Annotated in this window: 18 protein-coding genes; 13 read left to right on the top strand and 5 right to left on the bottom strand. The window is 61.4% G+C overall.

Annotated elements, in window-relative coordinates; all coding sequences use genetic code 11:
* Positions 1-5: 5 nt before the first annotated feature.
* Positions 6-260: a PAAR domain-containing protein gene (locus tag OH764_RS28475; RefSeq protein WP_087753494.1), complete on the bottom strand. Its 255-nt coding sequence runs from the start codon at positions 258-260 to the stop codon at positions 6-8.
* Between the two features lie 251 nt (positions 261-511).
* Here OH764_RS28475 and OH764_RS28470 point away from each other — a divergent pair, with 251 nt between their 5' ends.
* Positions 512-715, top strand: coding sequence for a hypothetical protein (locus OH764_RS28470; RefSeq protein WP_498849429.1), 204 nt, complete (start codon positions 512-514; stop codon positions 713-715).
* Positions 716-931: 216 nt separating this feature from the next.
* On the opposite strand, the gene OH764_RS28465 is transcribed toward OH764_RS28470, so the two are convergent.
* Positions 932-1,216 carry a hypothetical protein gene (locus OH764_RS28465; protein ID WP_498849428.1) on the bottom strand — a complete coding sequence of 95 codons (285 nt, stop codon included), beginning with the start codon at positions 1,214-1,216 and terminating at the stop codon, positions 932-934.
* Positions 1,217-1,642: 426 nt separating this feature from the next.
* On the opposite strand from OH764_RS28465, the gene OH764_RS28460 reads away from it, so the two are divergent.
* The 7 genes from OH764_RS28460 to OH764_RS28430 all read left to right on the top strand — a co-directional run bounded on the left by OH764_RS28460 (position 1,643) and on the right by OH764_RS28430 (position 10,028).
* Positions 1,643-2,656 carry an aliphatic sulfonate ABC transporter substrate-binding protein gene (locus tag OH764_RS28460; RefSeq protein WP_498849427.1) on the top strand — a complete coding sequence of 338 codons (1,014 nt, stop codon included), beginning with the start codon at positions 1,643-1,645 and terminating at the stop codon, positions 2,654-2,656.
* Between the two features lie 401 nt (positions 2,657-3,057).
* Positions 3,058-4,452, top strand: a complete 1,395-nt coding sequence (locus tag OH764_RS28455; RefSeq protein WP_498849426.1) for a beta-glucosidase — start codon at positions 3,058-3,060, stop codon at positions 4,450-4,452.
* Between the two features lie 110 nt (positions 4,453-4,562).
* A complete protein-coding gene (locus OH764_RS28450) occupies positions 4,563-5,801 on the top strand; it encodes an ABC transporter substrate-binding protein (RefSeq protein ID WP_087753490.1) in 1,239 nt (412 codons plus the stop codon).
* A gap of 7 nt (positions 5,802-5,808) precedes the next feature.
* Complete coding sequence (locus OH764_RS28445) at positions 5,809-6,756, top strand: carbohydrate ABC transporter permease (RefSeq protein ID WP_498849425.1); 948 nt, start codon at positions 5,809-5,811, stop codon at positions 6,754-6,756.
* On the top strand, positions 6,756-7,673 hold the full coding sequence (locus OH764_RS28440) for a carbohydrate ABC transporter permease (RefSeq protein WP_498849424.1): 918 nt from the start codon (positions 6,756-6,758) through the stop codon (positions 7,671-7,673). The genes OH764_RS28445 and OH764_RS28440 overlap by 1 nt, the downstream gene beginning before the upstream one ends.
* A gap of 64 nt (positions 7,674-7,737) precedes the next feature.
* A complete protein-coding gene (locus OH764_RS28435; RefSeq protein ID WP_498851318.1) occupies positions 7,738-8,925 on the top strand; it encodes an ABC transporter ATP-binding protein in 1,188 nt (395 codons plus the stop codon).
* Between the two features lie 50 nt (positions 8,926-8,975).
* Positions 8,976-10,028, top strand: coding sequence for a LacI family DNA-binding transcriptional regulator (locus tag OH764_RS28430; protein ID WP_498849423.1), 1,053 nt, complete (start codon positions 8,976-8,978; stop codon positions 10,026-10,028).
* A 40-nt stretch (positions 10,029-10,068) separates the two neighbouring features.
* On the opposite strand, the gene OH764_RS28425 is transcribed toward OH764_RS28430, so the two are convergent.
* Positions 10,069-10,926: a PA4780 family RIO1-like protein kinase gene (locus tag OH764_RS28425; protein WP_498849422.1), complete on the bottom strand. Its 858-nt coding sequence runs from the start codon at positions 10,924-10,926 to the stop codon at positions 10,069-10,071.
* 685 nt (positions 10,927-11,611) lie between these two features.
* Here OH764_RS28425 and OH764_RS28420 point away from each other — a divergent pair.
* A complete protein-coding gene (locus OH764_RS28420) occupies positions 11,612-13,309 on the top strand; it encodes a SulP family inorganic anion transporter (RefSeq protein ID WP_498849421.1) in 1,698 nt (565 codons plus the stop codon).
* A 5-nt stretch (positions 13,310-13,314) separates the two neighbouring features.
* Here the strand turns inward: OH764_RS28420 and OH764_RS28415 are convergent, their stop codons facing one another.
* Both OH764_RS28415 and OH764_RS28410 read right to left on the bottom strand, forming a co-directional pair.
* Positions 13,315-13,953 carry a LysE family translocator gene (locus OH764_RS28415; protein ID WP_498849420.1) on the bottom strand — a complete coding sequence of 213 codons (639 nt, stop codon included), beginning with the start codon at positions 13,951-13,953 and terminating at the stop codon, positions 13,315-13,317.
* A gap of 125 nt (positions 13,954-14,078) precedes the next feature.
* On the bottom strand, positions 14,079-14,954 hold the full coding sequence (locus OH764_RS28410) for a LysR family transcriptional regulator (RefSeq protein WP_498849419.1): 876 nt from the start codon (positions 14,952-14,954) through the stop codon (positions 14,079-14,081).
* 160 nt (positions 14,955-15,114) lie between these two features.
* Here OH764_RS28410 and OH764_RS28405 point away from each other — a divergent pair, with 160 nt between their 5' ends.
* The 4 genes from OH764_RS28405 to OH764_RS28390 all read left to right on the top strand — a co-directional run bounded on the left by OH764_RS28405 (position 15,115) and on the right by OH764_RS28390 (position 21,806).
* Positions 15,115-15,549 (top strand): VOC family protein, encoded by a 435-nt coding sequence (locus tag OH764_RS28405; RefSeq protein ID WP_027776038.1) that lies wholly within the window; start codon positions 15,115-15,117, stop codon positions 15,547-15,549.
* Between the two features lie 212 nt (positions 15,550-15,761).
* Positions 15,762-18,956, top strand: coding sequence for an efflux RND transporter permease subunit (locus OH764_RS28400; RefSeq protein ID WP_498849418.1), 3,195 nt, complete (start codon positions 15,762-15,764; stop codon positions 18,954-18,956).
* A gap of 91 nt (positions 18,957-19,047) precedes the next feature.
* A complete protein-coding gene (locus tag OH764_RS28395) occupies positions 19,048-20,271 on the top strand; it encodes an efflux RND transporter periplasmic adaptor subunit (RefSeq protein WP_498849417.1) in 1,224 nt (407 codons plus the stop codon).
* Positions 20,272-20,339: 68 nt separating this feature from the next.
* The gene (locus OH764_RS28390; RefSeq protein WP_498851317.1) at positions 20,340-21,806 is read left to right on the top strand and encodes an outer membrane factor lipoprotein domain-containing protein; all 1,467 of its coding nucleotides are present in this window, start codon (positions 20,340-20,342) and stop codon (positions 21,804-21,806) included.
* Positions 21,807-21,813 lie beyond the last annotated feature (7 nt).

The raw sequence follows: 21,813 nt of genomic DNA, 5'->3' as shown, positions 1-21,813 counted from the left end.
GTTCGTCACGCCCGGATGAGTGTGGCTCCGCATGCAGTCCTGTCGCCGATGAGCGCGACGCGGCGACCTGCGTGCGTGGTTCTGCCGGTAGCGATAATTGGCCAGGCGCCGCCGCAGTCAGGGCACTTCACAAGGTGTCCGTCCAGTGCGACGCCCACGCCGAGATGTGTGAGGTTTGACGCTGCCTCGATGACTTCGCCGCCGTGGTCCGTCGAGTCCCCAAGGCGGCCCATTTCTCTACCGGTTGTTGCATCCTTCATCCGCGATTCCTGTTTTTATCAAGTGACCGACAGTCGAAAGCGGCGTGTCCTGCCGTGTCGAGGTGGTTGTCTGACTGGACAGAGCCCGTTTAAGACACGCGCAGCCGCGATCATCGGCTCATGCCGCAATGATGTTGGACGTAGTGGCGGACCACGACTATCAGACGAGGATTAAATAGGGGCGGTACATATGCGCGTGGCATATTCCGTTGGGGAATGTGGTTCGAACGCCGCTCGCGGCTCAGCGTTTAATGCCTTTGACGAGAGACGAAGGCGTCAAGATATCTTCGATAGGCTCGCATCCGTGGGACCGCTCGCCTGAGCGTATTGCGCTGACGCGTGACGACGGTTCGCACATCGAAGATGTTCTGGTGTGGGATAGAGGCGGATCGTCGCTCGCCGAGCGCCTCACGAAGGCGCTAGAACGTGCGTCCATGAACACTGGAGTAGGGTAGTTGAGGGCGACGATAAGCCTGGGGGTCGCGAGCCTGCTGGATGCCGCGTCGCCGCTTAAAGAGTTGTTAGTACGACGATGTTTAGCTATCGTCCTTGCCCTCCCGCTGATGGTCTCTGATGCGTAAGACCAGACACTTGCGTGCGAGGATCCCTGGTGTTTCCCAGAAAGCGGGAAGGCCGCCGATGCGTGACAAGCGACGACGTTCCACGCCTACTCACTGTCCGGTCTTGACCGACTCTCCATTGCCGTCAGGCGACATGTTCTGCTTGTCCTTATCGGACATTTTCGGCTGATTTGCCATGTCACCGGGAACGCGGTTCCATGGACTCGAGACGGGCTCGCTGTGATAAGTCATGCCTGCAGTCGCTGCTCCGTGAGATCCACCGCTGCCGTTGCCGCCATTGCCATTGCCGCCCGCCTGAGCAAAAGTCGCGTTGCACGCGCAGACCGTTGCGACGGTGATGCTGGCCCAGAGCAGGTTTTGCCTCAACTTTTCCATGATTCTCTCCATTGAAACCCGGCGCTGGCGGTGCCAGCGTCTGAGCCTTTTGTGCCGCTACAAAACACCCGGTTGCCACGCGGCGAGGTGCAACCAGGTGCGCGTCGACGAGCGACGCCTTGTCTTCCGGATTTAGTGCTGTATCGACGTTGCCGGCCGTCATCGCGGACCTATGACGGATATACGGTCAGACCTCCGCTCCGGATGCGCGGTGTTATCGCGGGCGTGTCAGAGCTTGCCGTGCAATGTTGCGCTGCGATGACGCATCGGGTGCGGAGGTTCAAGCAGCCACCTCGCAGAGATCGCGACGACACCAAACGTTATGCGTTCCCCTGCTAAGCATAGTTAAAACGCTCGCTTATCCGGGCGATCCGTCGTTGCTACGATCGCAGTTTGATCGTAATGACCTCTCCGGAATTCCGAGTCGTGACACTTTCTATTTTTCGATTGCTCGCCCGCGTGGCGCTGAGCACGTTGCTCGCTGTCAGCGCAGCCCATGCGCAAACCACAGGTAATGTTCGGGCTCCGCTGAAGTTGCGGATCGGCTATCAGAAGTCTTCGACGCTCATTACCATCCTGAAAGCGCGCGGCTCGCTCGAGCAGGCACTGGCGCCGTTGGGGGTGAGCATTAGCTGGAACGAGTTTGCGAGCGGCCTGCCGTTGACCGAGGCGCTCAACGCCGACGCGGTCGACTTCAGCGCCGACGTTGCCGACACGGTTCCGGTGTTCGCGCAGGCGGCTCACGCGCGCTTCGTATACGTCGCACAGGAAGCGCCGTCGCCAGGCGCGCAGGCGATCATCGTGAAGCGCAACGGCCCGGTGCGCACGCTCGCCGACCTGAAAGGCCGGCGCATCGCGGTGACCAAGGCCGCCGGCAGCCATTACCTGCTTCTCGCCGCGCTCGCCAAGGCGGGCCTCGCACCCGCTGACGTGCGCATCAGCTATCTCACGCCCGCCGACGGACGCGCCGCATTCGAGCGCGGCAGCGTGGACGCGTGGGTCACATGGGATCCGTATGTCGCGTCTGTCGATCAGGCGCCGGAGGTACGCATCCTCGCCAACGGGGCCGGCCTTGCCTCGTATCAGCGGTACTACCTCGCGTCGAGTAGCTTTGCCGCAGCCCACCCGGAAGTGATCAGCACCGTGTTCGCGCAGTTGTCGTCGGCGGGAGCTTGGGTTCGCAGCCATCCCGACGATGCAGCGAAGCTGCTCGCGCCCATCTGGGGATTGGACGCTGCGACGATCGAGCGCGCGAACGCACGCCGCAGTTATGCGGTGCGCGCAGTGGAGACGCAAAACTTCGGTGAACAGCAAAAGATCGCCGATACGTTCTACCGGGCGGGGCTTCTCCCCGCGCCCGTGGAGACGTCCGAAGCGCTGCGTTGGAATTTTGCCGCTAAGCGCGCGGAGGTGGCGGGGGTGGCGCTTACTGCCCGTTGAATTGAGCTGTCACATTAGAAGCAGGCGTGGCCCGTGAAATCCTGCCCCAGACATAGTGGTGACCTCGGACGGCCAGAAGCCATGCTCTCCTGACTTGCAAGCAACGTAATGCGAAAGGCAGATCCTGGCCGTCGATAAGCACATCGCGAGGCTTCACCATCGCGCCGCATTTCCGCTAACGCGCGACTGAGCAATGCATCGGGCATGCGTTGAATCGGCATGCCAGAACCGCTCCAGACAAACCCTGATTGCTGCGTCAAAGAGGCCGCTGATATTGTTCGCGAGCGTTGTGTGGAAGCGCTTCCACCTCCGCCTGCGCGGATGTCAACGCAGTCGCTCCTCGTATCTCGCCGTACCCGGTTCACTCAACTCAGCCGAGCATTTGCTTGCATGGAGAATCCGTGGCACACGACGCACTTTCCTCTCATTCGTCCGCCGATCCGTTCACGCCTGCCGCCGACTCGGCACTGTGGCGCGAGAACTTTTTGTTGGGTGCAGCCACCGCTTCGTATCAGATCGAAGGCGCCGTCAACGAAGACGGGCGCCTGCCATCCATCTGGGACACCTTCTGCGCGACGCCCGGCAAAGTGCTCGCCGGCGACAGCGGCGCCGTGGCATGCGATCACTATCACCGCTGGGAATCCGACGTTGATATGCTCGTTGGCCTTGGCCTCGAAGGCTACCGCTTGTCGATTGCATGGCCGCGCGTGATGGACGCCAACGGTGCGCCGAATCGCAAGGGACTCGACTTCTACAAGCGCCTGCTGACGCGTCTGAAAGAGAAGGGCATCACCACCTTCGTGACGCTTTATCACTGGGATTTACCGCAGCATCTGGAAGATCGCGGCGGCTGGCTCAATCGCGAAACCGCATACCGTTTCGCGGATTACGCGGATCTGATGAGCCGCGAGCTGGCCGGCACCGTCGATGCATGGGCGACGCTCAACGAGCCGTGGTGTTCCGCCTATCTCGGCTATGGCAACGGCCATCATGCGCCCGGTCTGGCCAACGGACGCTTCGCCACGCAGGCAATGCATCACCTGCTGCTTGCGCATGGACTCGCGCTTCCTGTGCTGCGCGAGAACGATCCCTCTTCTCAAAAGGGCATCGTCGCGAATGTCGGGCGCGGCACGCCCAACAGCGACAGTGCCGAGGACCAGCGCGCCGCGCAACTGTTCGAGATCCAGCACAATGCGTGGATTCTCGATCCGTTGCTGAAAGGTACCTATCCTGAGGCGCTTTTCGAATTGTGGCCGCGCACCGAACCGTTGATACTCGACGGCGACATGCGGACCATTTCCGCACCGCTCGATTTTCTCGGCATCAACTATTACTTCCGCACCAATGTCGCGAGCGACGGCGCACACGGCTTCACGGAAGTGCCGCTCGAAGGCGTCGAGCGCACACAGATGGGATGGGAAGTGTATCCGGACGGCTTGCGCGATCTGCTGATCGGCTTCAGCCGTGAGTATGCGAACCTGCCGCCGGTGTACATCACCGAGAACGGCATGGCCTCCGACGACGCAGTGATCGACGGACGCGTGAACGACACGCAACGCATTTCGTTTCTAAAGCGCCATCTTGCGGCGGTGGACGAAGCGATCAAGGCGGGCGTCGATATACGCGGCTATTTTCTGTGGTCGCTGATGGACAACTTCGAGTGGGCATTCGGGTATGAGCGCCGTTTCGGTATCGTGCATGTCGATTACGTCACGCAGAAACGCACGTTAAAGCGCAGCGCCGAACTGGTGTCGCAATTCCTCAAGGAGCGCAGAGAGAGAAGCCAACGTGCGTAACAGTGAACGAGAAAGCAAAGGAAAGAGCAACGATAGAGCAACGAAGAAGAAACAGAAGCTGATTTGCATGTCGACCTGAAACACGGGCGCGAGCCTTTGGAGGAGACGGGATGAACAGCAGAAAAACGGTCTTGCGAGCCATGGTTGCGGCATTGGCAATGCACGGAGTGCTCGCTTATGCGGAGCCTTTGAAAGCCAACGTCATTCACTGGTGGACGTCGGGCGGCGAGTCCGCCGCGATCCGCCAGTTCGCCGATGCCTATAACAAGGCCGGCGGTCAGTGGATCGACAACGCAGTTGCAGGCGCGGATCAGGCGCGCTCCACCGCGATCAACCGTATCGTCGGCGGCGATCCGCCCACGGCAGCGCAGTTCAATACGTCGAAACAGTTTCATGATCTGATCGATCAGGGGCTGCTCAACAATGTGGACGACGTCGCCGCAAAAGAGAACTGGAGCGGCGTGTTCCCGCAGTCGATACTCGACAGTATCAAGGTGAAAGGGCACTACTATGCCGCGCCCGTCGACATTCACATGCCGGCCTGGTTTTTCTACTCGAAGCCCGCATTTCAGAAAGCCGGCATTACCGCCGAACCGCAAAGCTACGACGAGTTCATCGCCGATCTCGGCAAGCTGAAAGCCGCAGGCGTGATTCCACTCGCATTCGGCGGTCAGCCGTGGCAGGAAAAAATCACGTTCGATGCCGTGCTCGCCGACGTCGGCGGCCCCGATCTTTACCTGAAGGTGTATCGCGACCACGACGCGAATGCGGTGAAATCCGACGCGTTCAAAAAGGTGTTGATTGCATTCAAGCGCTTGCACGATTTCGTCGATGCCGGTTCGCCTGGCCGCAACTGGAACGATGCCACTGCGCTCGTCATTTCCGGCAAGGCCGGTGTGCAGATCATGGGTGACTGGGCGAAGGGCGAATTCTCGGCGGCGAAGCAGAGCGCGGGCAAGGAATTTGGCTGCTTCCCTGGCTTCGGCCCGCATTCGCCATACCTCGTCGCGGGCGACGTATTCGTGTTCCCAAAGAGCGATAACGCCAGCACTGTAAAAGCACAGAACCTTCTTGCCACGGTGATGACCTCGCCGCCTGCGCAAGTCGCATTCAGCGCGAAGAAAGGCTCGATTCCGATTCGCCCCGATGTGGATGCGGGCAGTCTCGACATTTGCGCGAAGGAGGGCATTGCAATCATGAAGGACAAGTCGCGTCAGCTGCCGAATCCGGAAATGCTGCTTTCACCCGATACGCAAGGCGCATTGATCGACGTCGTCACTAACTTCTGGAACAAGAACCAGTCGGTCGACGACGCGCAGAAAGCGTTTGCCGGCGCGTTGAAGAGCTAGGCGCAATATGCACGCGCTCAAGCTGCATGCGTCGCGGTCCGGAGCCGGGGCGCGCAAAAAGCCCTTGAAAAAGCCGCTAAAGAAGCGTTTTTCGATTGCGGCATGGCTCGCATTGCTGCCGATGATCCTGACCGTCGTGTTTGCCTATCTCGGCACGATGGTCTGGACCGCGCGAGTTTCGCTTAGCAATTCGCGCACGTTTCCATCGGGCGACTTCGCGGGGTTGACGCAATACGTGAGGCTCTTCAACAACGCCCGGTGGTTGTTGTCGCTGCAAAACATCGTGATTTACGGTGCATGTTTCATTGTCGCGTGCATGGTGATCGGTTTGCTGCTCGCCATCTTCATCGATCAGCGTGTCGTCGCCGAAGGTGCGTTGCGCACGGTGTTTCTATATCCGTACGCGATGTCGTTCGTGGCCACAGGACTTGTCTGGCAGTGGATTCTGAATCCGGCGCTCGGCGCGCAGGCTGTGCTGCACAAGCTTGGTTTCGTCCATGCACAATTCGACTGGATCGTCGATCAGGACTGGGCGATCTACACGATCGTCATTGCCACCGTATGGCAGGCGTCGGGTCTCGTGATGGCGTTGCTGCTGGCGGGCTTGCGAGGAATAGACGACGAATTGTGGAAGGCCGCGCGTATCGACGGCATTCCGCGCTGGCGGGTCTATGCGAGCATCGTCGTGCCCATGCTCGGACCGTCGATCTCCACCGCGTTCGTGCTGCTCTTCGTGATGGTCGTCAAGCTCTACGACGCCGTGGTCGCGATGACTCAAGGCGGCCCCGGCACCGCGAGCGAGGTGCCGGCGAAGTTCATCATGGACTATCTGTTTGGCCGCGCGAACATCGGCCTCGCGTCGGCGGCTTCGATCGTTCTGCTCGCAACCGTGCTCGCGATTCTCACGCCGTTCTTCTATGCCCGCAGCCGCGCGGCGTTGCGCAAGGAGGTGTGATGAACACCCTCAGTTCTCCGCTGAAAAGCGCTGCGCCGCACACCGCGCCAAAGCGGCGCCGCCGTACGGCATTCACACCGGCGCGCGTCGGCGTCTATCTGTTTCTGTTCAGCGCTGCACTATTTTTTCTGTTACCGCTCTATGTGATGCTGGTCACGTCCTTCAAACCGATGAGCGAGATCCGTCTCGGCAATCTGCTCGCTCTTCCGGCGCATTTCACGTTGCACGCGTGGAGCGCCGCGTGGGAGTCCGCGTGCACGGGGCTCGATTGCAATGGCATTCAGGTCGGCTTCTGGAACTCCGTGCGTATCGTCGTGCCGAGCACCGTGTTCTCGATTGCGATTGGCGCGGTGAACGGTTATGCGCTGTCGTTCTGGCGTCCGCGCGGCGCAGGCGTGCTGTTCGGCGTGTTGTTGATGGGCGCATTCATCCCTGTGCAAGTGATGGTCTATCCGCTCGTGCGAGTGCTCGCGAGCGTGCATCTGTTCAGTTCGCTGACGGGTATCGTCGTGATTCATACGATCTTCGGCATGCCCGTGATGACGTTGCTGTTCCGAAATTACTACGCGTCGATTCCACAAGAGCTTTTTAAGGCGGCGCGCATCGACGGCGGCGGGTTCTGGCGTATCTTTGTCCAACTGATGCTGCCTATGTCCACACCGATCATTGTGGTGGCGGTCATCATGCAGGTGACGGGCATCTGGAACGACTTCATTCTCGGCCTCGTGTTCGCCGGCACGAAGAATCTGCCGATGACCGTGCAACTGAACAACATCATTAATACGACGACCGGCGAGCGGCTTTATAACGTCAACATGGCGGCGACGATCCTGACGTCGCTGGTGCCGCTTGCTGTGTACTTCATTTCGGGCCGCTGGTTTGTCCGCGGCATTGCGTCCGGTGCGGTCAAAGGATAAAGCGATGACCTACGTGGTTAAACAGGCGAACACGCTCGCGAGTCCACTGACAGGCGCGGCTGACATGACAGAATCCGCGGACACGGCACGAACAGACAACATGCCTGGCGTCGCAGACGCCGCCGACACCGCGCATGCGGCGAACGTTGCGGTGCGCAATCTGACCATCCGGCTCGGTGGCAACACGGTGATCGAAAATCTCGATCTCGACGTGCAACCCGGCGAATTCGTCGTGCTTCTCGGGCCCTCGGGCTGCGGCAAGTCCACGTTGCTGCACAGTATTGCCGGACTGATCGACGTGACCGACGGCAACATTGAAATCGCCGGCGAAGACATGACGTGGGCCGATCCGAAAGATCGGCGCATTGCGCTCGTATTCCAGTCATACGCGTTGTATCCGACGATGAGCGTGGAGCGCAATCTGTCGTTTGCGTTGCGCATCAACGGTACCCCGAAGGCGGAAATCGCGCGGCGTGTGGCGCGTGCCGCCGAGATGCTGCAACTCGGGCCGCTGCTCAAACGCAAGCCGGCTCAACTGTCAGGCGGGCAACGGCAACGCGTGGCGATCGGCCGCGCGATCGTGCGCGAAGCCGACGTGTTTCTGTTCGACGAGCCGCTGTCGAATCTCGACGCCAAATTGCGGACCGAGCTGCGCCGCGAGTTGAAGCAATTGCATCAGCGTCTCGGCGCAACGATGATCTACGTGACGCACGACCAGGTCGAAGCGATGACCCTCGCCACGCGCATGGCCGTGATGCGAGGCGGCGCGATCCAGCAGTTCGGCACACCTGCCGAGGTCTATGCGCGGCCCGCCAATCTCTTTGTCGCGACGTTTCTCGGCACGCCCGCGATGAACCTGGTCAACGGCACGCTGGAGCAGCGCGACGACGCACTGCATTTCTGCACCGGGCAGTGGAGGCTCGACGTGTCGAACTATGCGTTCGTCGATCGATCGGGCGACTCACAGTCGGAATCACAACCGCAATCGCCACCCCGCGCATGCGTGCTAGGTGTTCGCGCAGAAGACGTGCGCATTGGTCCAACGCAGAGCGGAGGCGCTGGCGAGCACGCGAGAATTTCGCTCGCGGAGCCGATGGGCAACCACCGCGTCGTCTGGCTCGACTATCATGGAGTGCAGATCGCGTCGATCGATCAAAGCAAGACGCCGGTAATGCCCGGCGATACGCTGGCGTTCTCGCTCGACAGCACACATGTCTCGCTCTTCGACGCGGCGAGCGGCGCGCGGTTGTAACGCGCCGGTGTGAGGGTCGTTGAAAACGGCAAGGTGTGACGGAGAACCGTGTGGCAACACTGAAAGATGTCGCGGCGCTGGCTGGTGTCGGCATGTCCACCGCGTCGCGCGTTATATCCGGTAAGGGCCCGGTCTCAGCCGACGCCGCGTCGCGCGTGCGGGCTGCAATCGAGCAGTTGAACTTCCGTCCGTCGTCCATCGGCCGCGCGATGGCCACGCAGTCGCTCGGCATGATCGGTATTTTCGTGCCGACGTTTTTCGGCTCCTATTACGGCACCATCCTCAAACAGACCGACACGGAGCTGCGCGCCGTGCGCCGGCATGTGGTGGTCGCAACCGGCTGCGGAGAAGTGTCGCCGCGCGAGCAGGCTATCGAGGCGGTGCGTTTTCTGATTGGCCGCGACTGCGACGGCGTCGTGGTGATCAGCCATGATCTGCACGATGAAGACCTGATTATGCTGCATCGAATGCATCCGAAAATGGTGTTCCTCAATCGAGCATTTGACCAGGTCCCAGAGGCGTCGTTTTGCGCGGATCATCGGTACGGCGGCGAACTGGCGGCGCGCACGCTGCTTGAGCATGGTCACCGCGACATCGCTGTGATTTCCGGGCCTTTTACGGCTTCGGATAACCTCACACGGCTCGAAGGCTTCTTCGCGGAGCTTGAGCGCGCCGGCATTTCGCGCAGCGAAGTGACCTTGATCGAATCAGACTTCTCGCCGGAAGGCGGCTACGGTGCCGCGCAGAAACTGCTCGATTCCAAGCGGCGCTACACGGGTCTATTCTGCGCCAACGACACAATGGCGGTTAGCGCGCTCGCGCGTTTCCACGAAGCCGGCATTTCAGTGCCGGACGAATTGTCGGTGATCGGTTACGACGACGACTACTCCGCCGCTTATACGGCGCCCGGCCTCACGTCGGTGCACATTCCAACCGCCGAACTGACGCAAAACGCGGTGCGCTGGCTACTCAACCAGTGTTATCGAACGACGTGGGAGATATTCCGCGAGTTTCCGGTGAGCGTCACAACGCGCGAGTCGGTGGGGCCGGCGCCGGGCGCCAAGCCCGCTTCGATCGGCGCGTCGCGCTTCGGCGGCGCCTGATCGTCTCTTGCGGAAGGCCGCGTGCAGCGCTCACTGAGCGTTAGGCGCCGCTGCGCAGCGCTTCTTCATGGCGCTGGCGCGCCTCTTCTTCGAGCCGCGTGTCCTCGAGTTCCTGCAGCACCGCTTCCAGATCGACCGGCGTCGTATCGGCTTCGACGTGACCCGTCAACTGTGCATCCACGTGCAAGGCGCCGGCTTCGTAAAGCGACCAGATTTCCTTGCCGTAATTCGTTTTCAGCAACGCCGGCGCGAATTGGCCGAAATACGTGGCGAGGTTGTTCACGTCGCGTTCCAGCATCGCGGGCGCTTCCAGGTTGCCGGCGGCGTCTACCGCTTGGGGCAGGTCGATGATCACGGGGCCGTCGGCGGCAAGCAGAATGTTGTATTCGGACAGATCGCCGTGAATCATGCCGGCACACAGCATACGCACGACCTGATTGACGAGCAGTGCATGCAGTTCGAGCGCGCGCGCCTCGCTCATATCGACATCGTTCAGACGCGGCGCCACATTGCCTTCCGCGTCGGTCACGAGTTCCATCAGCAACACTCCGTCGCTGCAAACGAAGGGTTGCGGCACGCGCACGCCGGCGTTGGCCAACTGGAAAAGCGCACTGACTTCGGCGTTCTGCCAGGCCTGTTCCTGCACTTCGCGGCCGTAACGGCTCCCTTTTTCCATCGCGCGTTGCTGACGGCTGTTCTTGACCTTCCGACCTTCGCGATACGACGCAGCCTGACGGAAGCTGCGCTGTTTGACGTCCTTATAGACCTTCGCGCAGCGCGTGGAGTCGCCGCTGCGCACCACGTACACGGTGGCTTCCTTACCGCTCATCAATTGGGATATGACTTCGTCGATCAGGCCTTCTTCGACTAGCGGGAGCAAACGTTTCGGCGTTTTCATGCGACCGCCCGGATGTGGCGGCAGGCGCGGCAGCTGTGCGCGGCGGGGGGCGGGGAGAAGTGGTGCGGGAATCGAGTCATGCCGGATTATAAACGCTGCGCTCGTGCGGCATCTTTAACGATGCGAGCCGCTGCTGCCACACGATCCAGCGAGATTCACGGATGCCCGCGTCAAAAACACGTTCCTCGCGCACCGAACTGGAACGTTGGCGCTCCTGGCGCCGCGGTAGTCGCGACAACGTTTGCGCTAGCCACTAACACCACCAGCATCTGCTCCGACGAAACGCTTTGCAGTTTCACCCCCTATTTCAGGGGCCAAAATGCGCCGCGGGCTGCCAATGGTGTAATAGTCCGCAACAGTGCTGTGCGGTTTTCGCGCATTGTCTCCGCGACCTTATCGCGTAGACTCGTGGGCAACGAAAACTGGTTACGGGGTGTGAGATGTTGGCGGTTTTCTTTATCGCCTGTCCGATCTGCATTGCGGCGTTGTTCGGTTTCGCGCGGCATGTCGATCCGCGCACGGGTCACTTCAAACGTTGATTCTCAACGCTGCGATTTTCGCCGGCACCGGCAGGTAAATGCCGTTGCCGGCCTTCAGTTGTGGCCGGTCTTGTCCGCGGGCCTTGCCTTCAGGTACCGAATCGCGGCACGATGCGCGATAACCTGAGTTTGGGGCGGCATCGCGTATGCGAGACTTTCTGGGAAATCTGGCGACACGCGCAGGCGTGCTCAAGGGCGTGCTTCCATTGAGCCGCGCGGCGGCGTTACGCGATGCGCTGGCGGGCGTGCAACTCGCGTCGATGGACATCCCACAGGTGCTCGGCTACGCGCGCATTGCTGGCATGCCTGCTGTTACCGGCCTTTACACCGTCTTTCTACCGCTTATTGCGTTTGCCTTCTTCGGCGCATCGCGGCATCTCGTCGTCGCAGCGGATTCAGCCACCGCCACCATCTTCGCGAGCCGCCTGTCGACCATGGCGCCCGTTTCGAGCGCGGAATACGCATCGCTCGCCGCGATGGTCGCATTGCTCACCGCTGCCCTGTTGTTCGTCGCGCGCATTTTCAAACTTGGCTTTCTAGCCGACTTCCTGTCGCGCACTGTGCTCGTAGGCTTTCTCGCCGGAGTCGGCGTTCAAGTGGGCATTGCGATGCTGGGCGACATGCTCGGCCTGACAGGACACGCGGCGCGCAGTGTGGATCAGCTTGTTCTCGTCGCCCGTGACTGGGCGCGACTCGATGTTCCGACGCTTGCGATTTCCGTGCTGGTCGTCGTGACAGTTCTGTTCTTCAAACGTGTCTGGCCGCGGTTGCCGGTGCCGTTGATTGCGGTCGTGGCGGGAATTGCCGCGAGCGATATGTACGGCTTCGCCGCGCATGGCATCGCAGTGATCGGTCCGGTTGCCGGAGGCTTGCCGCCGCTGCGTATGCCGTCGGTGACATGGGAGCAGATGCTCGATCTCGTGCCGGTCGCCGCCTCGTGTTTCGTAATGATCGTCGCGCAAAGCGCCGCGGCGAGCCGCGTATTTGCCGAGCGTCATCACGAAGCGAGCGACACGAATGCCGACCTGCTCGGCATCGCCGCGGCCAACGCAGCGGCTGCGTTTTCCGGTGCGTTCGTGGTGAACGGCAGTCCGACGCAGACTGCGATGGCTGATCAAGCCGGCACGCGCAGCCAGTTCGCGCAGATCGTATTCGCGGCCGTCGTGGTAGTCGTTCTGCTGTTTTCCAGCCGGTTCTTGCAGTATCTGCCGCGCTGCATTCTCGCAAGCATCGTATTCACGATCGCCGTCGGGTTGATCGACCTGACGACCCTGCTCGCGATTCGCCGCGAGAGTCCGGGTGAATTCGCGCTCGCGGTGTTCACGGCCGCAGCCGTGGTACTGATCGGCGTAGAACACGGCATTCTGGTGGCGGTCGCCTTGTCGTTACTGCGCCATGTGCGCCATAGCTACCGTCCGCATACGATGATTCTCGCGCCCGGTGACGACGGCGCCTGGGTGCCGGTGCCCGCGATTCCCGGCTCACAGACTGCGCCGGGTTTGATCGTTTATCGCTTCGGCGCCGACCTGTTCTATGCGAATGACCACTTTTTCGTCGACGACGCACGGCGCCTGATCGACCACGCGCCGAGCGCGGTGCGCTGGTTCGTGGTGGATGCGAGCGCGATTACCGACCTCGATTACTCGGCGTCGCGCTCCGTGGGCGATCTATGCGGGCTGCTGAAACGAAGCGGCATCAAGGTGATTTTCGCTCGTGTGAACCCCTATTTACGCTCGGATATGGACCGGCACGGCATCACGCCGATCATCGACGGAAGCTGCATTTTCGGCACGTTGCACGAAGCACTGCGCGCGGCAGGCGTGGACCAGCCCGAGGCGAAATGAACGCGTTAGGTTTTCGACGTCAGCATCTTCAGGCCGGCAATGCCGAACATGATCGCAAGAGAGCCGTCCAGCCAGCGCCGGACCGCAATGTACACGCGCCGAGCGGATGCCGTTGAAAACAGCAGCGCATAACTGCTGAACACGGACGTGCCAATGCACATGCAGCCGAGCACGATTGGCGCGATGTGCGACGTACCGTCCGCGGGCGACATGGCGAGCGACACGATGGACATCCACACGAGAACGGCCTTCGGATTGGTCAGATGCAGCAGCAGGCCACGCAGATAGAGCCGCGTGAGCGGCTCGTTGCGGCGAGCGTCGCTCGCGGGCATTGCCCGCGGAGCGAAGGCCGAGCGCGCCGATTTAACGCCTAGCCACAGCAGATAAATTCCACCGGCGACCTTGATCGCGGCGAGGCATTCCGAGCAAGTGGCGAGTACCGCCGATAAACCGAGCGAAGCCAGAAGCGCCCAGAAGAACGATCCGGACACCACGCCCAACGCGAAGGTGAGCGCCGAGCGGCGCCCCGCGCTCATAGCGAGAGACATGATCGCCAGATTGCTCGGGCCGGGGCTTGCCGTGCCGACGAAGTAGGCGCTATAGGCGATCAGGACGTCGGCGGTGAGAAAGGCAGTAGGCGTCATGGGCTGCGACTCAGGGGCGGATAGTGGGAACGCCGATTCTGCGCGCCGAAGCATGCAGCGCACAGGTACAGTTGAACGCGCGTCGATCGGCACACTCGTGCGCAATGCGCCATCTACGCTGCGGTTTATTGGTTCGCCGCCGTGCCGATGCACTCGGCGAGCGCGCCGGCCACCGCCTGACGGCTGTGCCGCGGACGCTGTACGAGGCCGATCTCGCGGTGAAATGTAGACTCTTCGAGCGAGAGAGCGACCACGCCGGCGGGCCATTTGCCGAGGCCCGCAGTGTCAGGGATCAACGCAACGCCGATGCCGCGCGCGACCAGTTGCACGATAGCCTGCAATTCGTCGAGTTCCAGCACGTCTTGTACATTCAGCCGCGAGCGCCGCAAAAAGCGGTCGACCAGGCGCCCGCCGAACGAGGTGCGGTCGTAGCGGACAAATGGCTCGCTTTTCAACAGCTCGCGCCACGATCGCTTGCCGCGCCCAAGCGCTTTCGGTACGAGAAGCACGAACGGTTCAGTGACGAGCGTGCGCCATTCCAGTTCCGAGGGCATCGCAAACGGCGGCTTGATGATGACCGCCAGATCCAGTTCGCCCGAGTCGACCTGCCCGAGCAGATTGAGCGATACGCCGGGCACGACGCGAATCCGCCAGCCGGGACGGTCCACCCGAAAACGCGACAGTGCATCCGCGAGAAACGACACTTGCGCGGATGCAATGGCGCCTATCCGCAGCATGCCGCTCTCTGCTGCGACCGCGCCCCGTTCGGACAGACGCGCGTAGAGCGCCATCATTTCTTCGGCGAGCGCGAGCGTTTCGCGTCCCGCGTCGTTCAGCGTGGCGGAGCGGCCCGTGCGATCGAACAGCGCAAAGCCAAGCTCTTCTTCGAGTCGCTGCATCTGCGCGCTGACGGCCGACTGTGTGAGCCCGATGCGAGCACCCGCGCCGGAAAAAGTGCCGTACTGACTCACGGCAATGAAAGTCTTGAGTTCGGAAAGCATGCTTCAATTGATCGATTATGGTGTTGGTCAGATCAAATATATATCGTTTTTCACCAATTTTAATTGTGGTTAAGCTAATGGCGACTCAGGCAACTCGCTCAGGCAGATTGCCGCCGAAATCATCAACCGTAATACCTACTCAACCAGCGAGCCTCACATCATGAGCGTTGCCGACACCGTCTTGCCGCCGTTTCACCTGGCGTTTCCTGTTCATAGTCTCGCCGCTGCGCGCGAGTTTTATGGCGAATTGCTCGGCTGCCCCGAAGGACGCAGTTCCGAGCAATGGGTCGATTTCAACTTTTACGGGCATCAGATAGTCGCGCATCTCGCGCCTGAAGAAGTGGGCCACCGCCAGACCAGCAAGGTGGACGGCGATGCCGTGCCGGTGCGCCACTTCGGCGCCGTGCTTTCGATGGAGCAGTGGCAGGCCGCCGCGGACAAGCTGCAGAAAGCGGGCATCGACTTCATCATCGAGCCACATGTGCGTTTCAAGGGCGAGGTCGGCGAACAGGCGACCATGTTCTTTCTCGATCCGTCGGGCAACGCGCTCGAATTCAAGGCGTTCGCCGACATGTCGTCGCTGTTCGCGAAGTGAAGGTATGAAAAAAGCGTAGGCTGACTGAAATATGACGGCGGCCGGCCGTAACGGACGGCCGTCCGTCCATGGCTTTTCCTTACGATTAGCTTCCTGACATTCTCGCCATTTTCGCGTCATGCAGGTGTTGGTACTAGCGATCTAGCATAAGCGCCAGTTCTCCATCCTTACCTGCTCACGGCAGTCACCTGCACTTTACTCAGGCGCGTTTCATGTGGATTGTCAACGTTGCGCTTAAGCGGCCGTACACGTTCATCGTGATGGCCATTCTGATCGTGCTGGCGACGCCTTTCGTGCTGTTCACCACGCCGGTCGACGTGCTCCCGGAAATCAACATTCCGGTAGTCAGCATCATCTGGACATACAACGGCTTGTCCGCCGAGGACATGGCCCACCGGATCGCCTCGGTTAATGAGCGCAGTCTGACCACCACCGTCAACGACATCGAGCATATCGAGTCGCAATCGCTCGCAGGCATCACGATCCTGAAGGTGTTTCTGCAGCCGACCGCGAACATACAGACCGCGATTGCGCAGACGGTGGCCGTTGAACAGGCGCAGCTCAAGCAGATGCCGCCGGGCGCCACGCCGCCGCTGGTGATCAGTTATTCGGCCTCCAGCATTCCGGTGATTCAACTGGGCCTGTCGAGCACCAGACTCTCCGAGCAACAGCTCAACGATACCGCGCTGAACTTCCTGCGGCCGCAACTGGTGACGATCGCCGGCGCGGCCGTGCCTTATCCGTATGGCGGCAAATCGCGGCTGATCTCCGTTGATCTAAACACACGCGCGTTGCTCTCCAAAGGTCTCACGCCGCTGGACGTGGTCAGCGCGTTCAACGCGCAAAACCTGATTCTCCCCACCGGCACGGCGAAGATCGGACCGAAGGAATACACGATCAACATGAACGGCTCGCCGTCCACGCTCGAAGGGCTCAACGATATTCCGGTGCGCACGGTCAACGGCGCGACGACCTATCTGCGCGAAGTCGCTCACGTGCGCGACGGTTTTTCGCCGCAAACCAATATTGTTCGCGAGAACGGCCATCGCGGCGTGTTGATGTCGGTGCTGAAAAACGGCAGCGCGTCGACGCTCTCGATCGTCAACACGCTGCACGGCTTGCTGCCGGCCGCGCGCGCGGCGCTTCCGCCGGATCTGAAGATTACCGCGCTGTTCGACCAGTCCGTGTTCGTGAAGGCAGCAGTGCAGGGCGTGGTCCGCGAGGCGGTGGTAGCCGCGGCGCTGACCGCCGCGATGATTCTGCTTTTTCTCGGCAACTGGCGCAGCACCTGCATCATCGCAATTTCGATTCCGTTGTCGATCCTGTCGTCGCTGATTGCTTTGCATGCGCTCGGGCAGACCATCAACATCATGACACTCGGCGGCCTCGCTCTCGCGGTGGGTATTCTCGTCGACGATGCGACCGTAACGATAGAGAACATTGAACGGCATCTGCATATGGGCACCAACCTGCATGATGCGATTCTGGAAGGCGCAGGCGAAATCGCCATTCCGGCACTCGTCTCGACGCTATGTATCTGCATCGTCTTCGTGCCCATGTTCTTTCTGACAGGCGTGGCGCGCTACCTGTTCGTGCCGCTCGCCGAAGCGGTCGTCTTCGCGATGCTTGCGTCGTACGTTCTGTCGCGCACACTCGTGCCCACGCTGGCCATGCTGCTGATGGGTCACGCGCACAAGCCGAAGGCCGATGCGAAGCCGAGTGTGTTCGCACGTCTTTATCGGCGCTTCGATAACGGCTTCGAGCGCATGCGGGCCGCCTACATTGTGATTCTCAGCAGTCTGCTCGTGCGCCGTGCCCGCTTCGGCAGCATTTTTCTGGGCTTTTGCGTGGTGTCGATGGGGCTTGCATTCGTGCTGGGCGAAGACTTCTTCCCGAGTGTCGACGCGGGCAATATCCGCTTGCATATGCGCGCGCCGACGGGAACACGGATCGAGGAAACCGCACGTCTTGCCGACGAAGTCGAAAAGGTGATCCGCGAAGTCGTGCCCGAGAAAGAACTCGGCACGATCCTCGACAACCTTGGTTTGCCGTACAGCGGTATCAACCTTTCGTACAGCAATGCGGGGACGATCGGTACGCTCGACGGCGAAATACAGATTGCGTTGAAAGAAGGTCACGAGCCGACACAGCTCTATGTGGACAAGCTGCGCGCCTTGCTGCCGCAACGCTTTCCGGGCGTGGAGTTTTTCTTCCAGCCGGCCGACATCGTGACTCAAATTCTCAACTTCGGGCTTCCGGCAGCCGTGGATGTACAGATCGCCGGCGCGGATCAACAGGGCAACTTCGACGTCGCGCGCAAGCTGCTCAAACAGGTGCGCATGATTCCAGGCACTGTCGACACGCACATCCAGCAGAAACTCGACGAGCCCGCCATCAACCTGCAAATGGACCGCACCCGTTTGCAGCAACTCAATCTCACGGCCAGCAATGTCGCGCAAAACGTGCTGATTTCGCTATCGGGAAGTTCGCAGACGTCGCCGGGCTTCTGGTACAACGACCGCAATGGGGTCGAGTACAACGTTGCAGTGCAAACGCCGCAGTACAGCATTTCGTCGATCGACGACCTGTTGCGCACGCCAGTGTCGGCCGCCGCAACGGGGCCGACGCAACTGCTCGGCAACCTCGTGCGGGTACAGCCGCAAAACCAGTTCGCGGTAGTCACACACTACAACATCAGGCCGGTCATCGACCTTTACGTGAGCGTCGATAAACGCGACCTGGGAAGCGTCGCGGATCAGGTGGACAAGCTCGTCGAACAGGCGCGCGCGTCGCTTCCCCGTGGGAGCCAGATCACCGTGCGCGGCCAGGTACAGACGATGCGCAGTTCCTATTTCGGGCTCGGCCTGGGCGTAGCGATGGCGATCGTGCTCGTGTACCTGCTGATCGTCGTGAATTTCCAGTCGTGGGTCGATCCTCTCATTATCGTGAGCGCTTTGCCTGCGGCTCTCGCCGGCATTGTGTGGATGCTGTTCCTGACCGGCACGCATCTGAGCGTGCCTGCACTCACGGGCGCGATCATGACGATGGGCGTCGCCACGGCCAACAGTATTCTGATGGTTGCGTTCGCGCGTCAGCGGCTTTCCGCCGGCGCGCCACCGCTCACCGCGGCGCTCGAAGCGGGAGCGAGCCGCATCCGCCCGGTGCTGATGACCGCGTTCGCCATGATCATCGGCATGATTCCAATGGCGCTCGGTCTTGGCGAAGGCGCCGAGCAGAACGCGCCGCTCGGCCGCGCGGTGATCGGCGGATTGCTGTTTGCGACGGTGTCCACGCTATTTTTCGTGCCGCTGGTGTTCGCTGGCATTCATACCCGCCTCGCGCGTCGCCATCGCAACGATCACGAAGAGAGTGGCAACGGCAATGGCGACGCCGGCGAACCGGCCTGAAGTCGAACAGGCAAAACAGACAAATTGCCGAAACGTGAAGAAAACGGCTACCCAGGCTAACGGAGCTAGCTAACCAAGATGGCTAACTGAGATGACCGAAAAAACTCATGCATCGCTGGCGATTCCGTCGCGAGAGACCGAAAGCGGCCATGCACTGCCGCCGCGCAATCGCGAATGGAAGCGCGCGAAGGTCGCCATCTGGATCGTGCTGGCATTGCTCGCATTGGGCGGCTTGCGCACTGTGATTGCAAACCTCATGCAAAACCGCACCGTCGAGCAAACGACGAAGCAGAACGCCACGCAATACGTGACCGTGGCGAGCCCAACGCGGGCCGAAGGCGGTGGCAGCACGACGTTGCCGGGCACGCTGCGCGGCAGTGTCGAATCTCCGATATTCGCGCGCTCGACCGGCTATTTGCTGCGCTGGTACGCCGACATCGGCACGCGCGTCAAGCAGGGGCAGTTGCTCGCCGAACTCGATACGCCGGAAATCGATCAGGAACTTGCGCAGGCACTCGCGCAGCGCCAGCAAACCAGTTCGAGTCTTGCGCTTGCGAAAAGCTCGCTCGAACGCTGGCAGCAATTGCGTCAGCGCGATGCGGTCTCGCAACAGGAACTGGACGAACGGCAGAGCACGTATACGCAGGACGTGGCGAACCTGGCCGCCGCCGACGCCAACGTGCAGCGCTTGCGCCAGCTCGAATCGTTCAAGCGGATCGTCGCGCCGTTTGCGGGCGTGGTCACGCAACGCAACGTCGACGTCGGCGATCTGATCGATGCGGGTAGCGGTACAAGCCGGGCGCTGTTCGCGCTAGCGCAGTCGGACCCGCTGCGAGTTTATGTGCAACTGCCGCAGGCGTATGCGCAGAACGTGTCGGTCGGACAGAACGTGGTGGTCACGCAGGCCGAACTTCCCGGCCAGCAGTTTCATGGCACCGTCACGCATATCTCGGGCGCGATCGACGTGCCGACTCGCTCGCTGCAGGTCGAAGTGACATTGCCGAATCCCGATAGCAAGCTGCGTCCGGGCGCTTATGTGCAAGTGGCGCTGCCGTCGGCTGCCCGCGCGGAATGGATGGTGCCTGGCAACGCATTGCTGTTTCGCGCCGAGGGTCCGCGGGTTGCAGTCGTCGACGCAAAAGGCATTGTGCAGTTGCGCAAGATCGTGATCGCGCAGGATCTCGGGCAGACCCTCGAGATAGAAAGCGGGATCGATGGAAACGACAGAGTGATCATCAACCCGAGTGATTCTATTGCGGACGGCGATCATGTCGAGATCGCGCAACCGCAGAAGAACACGAAGGGGGCGTCGTGAAACCCACGCGCGGCGGCAGGGGCGTCGTCAGGTTTGCCGCTGCGGTCGGTGCGGCTGCCAGTGCGGCCATGCTCGCCGCGTGCACGGTGGGTCCGGATTACAAACGGCCGCAGGCAGAGGTGCCGCCCGAATGGAAGACCGATTCGTACTGGCGTGTCGCGGCTCCGTCGCATGCGCCGATGGACCCTGACTGGTGGAACGTCTATCGCGACTCCACGCTCGCCACGCTGGAAACACAGGCACTCGCACAGAATCAGACGCTGGTGGCCGCGAGCGCGCACTATGCTCAGGCGAAGGCGACGCTTGCGAACACGCGTGCGCAGCAGGTTCCCGAAGTGGACCTCGCCGCATCGGCGTCACGCTTCCGGATTTCTCGCGACAGACCGCGCACGAACTACGCCGTGCCGACCACATCGACGGTGCAGAACAATCTGCAGATCGGTCCCACGATCAGCTACGACACCGACCTTTTTGGCCGCATACGCCGCCAGGTCGAAGGCGCGGCGGCGTCCGCCGAGCAATCCGCAGACGATCTCGCCAACGCGCGGCTCGTGCTCACTACCGAGGTGGCGAGCGACTACTTCTCATTGCGTGAGCTCGACACCGAAATCGACGTGCTGAACCAATCGGTCACGCTGCAGCAGAAAGCACTCGATTATGTGAACTCCGAACATGAACTCGGCGCCGTGTCGGGGCTCGACGTCTTGCAGCAAAAGTCGCTGCTCGACACGACGCGTGTGCAGGCGCAGTTGCTGCTGAACCAGCGCGCGCAATTCGAGCATGCGCTCGCGGCGCTCGTCGGCGTGCCCGCGCCTCAATTCGCAATCGAGCCGAAGGTCCTGAACTTCCAGGTGCCGGCGATCGCGCTCGGCGTGCCGAGCGACGTGCTGCAACGGCGGCCCGACATCGCCTCGGCAGAGCGCGCAATGGCAGCGGCCAATGCGCAGATCGGCGTTGCGAAGGCGGCGTTTTTTCCCAGCCTCACGCTGACGCCCGGCATCGGCTGGGAAAGCACGCAGTTCGCGAGCTTGCTGAGCGCGCCCACGCTGATGTGGACGCTCGGTGCGGCGGCGAGCCAGGTCCTGTTCGACGGCGGGCGGCGCGCAGCCAACGTGCAGTTCGCAAGCGAAGGTTATAAAGCGACCGAGGCCGACTATCGGCAAACGGTGCTCAACGCATTCCAGCAGGTGCAGGACGGCATTACGGGTCTGGCCGTGCTCGACGGCGCGGCGAAGCAATCGGAGCAAGCGGTCGCGGATTCGCAACGTCTGCTCGCGCTGGCCAACGACCGTTACTCGGGCGGCCTCGCTGCGTATCTGGATGTCATTACCGCACAGCAGTCGTTGCTCAACAGCAAGCGCCAGGACGCGCAGATTCGCGGCCAGCAGATGACGCTTTCGGTGTCGCTCGTCAAGGCGCTGGGCGGCGGCTGGGACGCGAGCACAGGACCGACGAGCGGTAACCCGGGCGTTGGGCAACAGGACATGCAGCCGGAGGGCGCCGGGCCCGTTCAGACACGTGCCGCTGCCCAGTGAGGCCGGC

It is taken from the genome of Burkholderia sp. M6-3, from assembly GCF_050858985.1.
GTDB lineage: Bacteria > Pseudomonadota > Gammaproteobacteria > Burkholderiales > Burkholderiaceae > Paraburkholderia > Paraburkholderia caledonica.
This window is presented reverse-complemented; position numbering and strand designations above follow the sequence as displayed.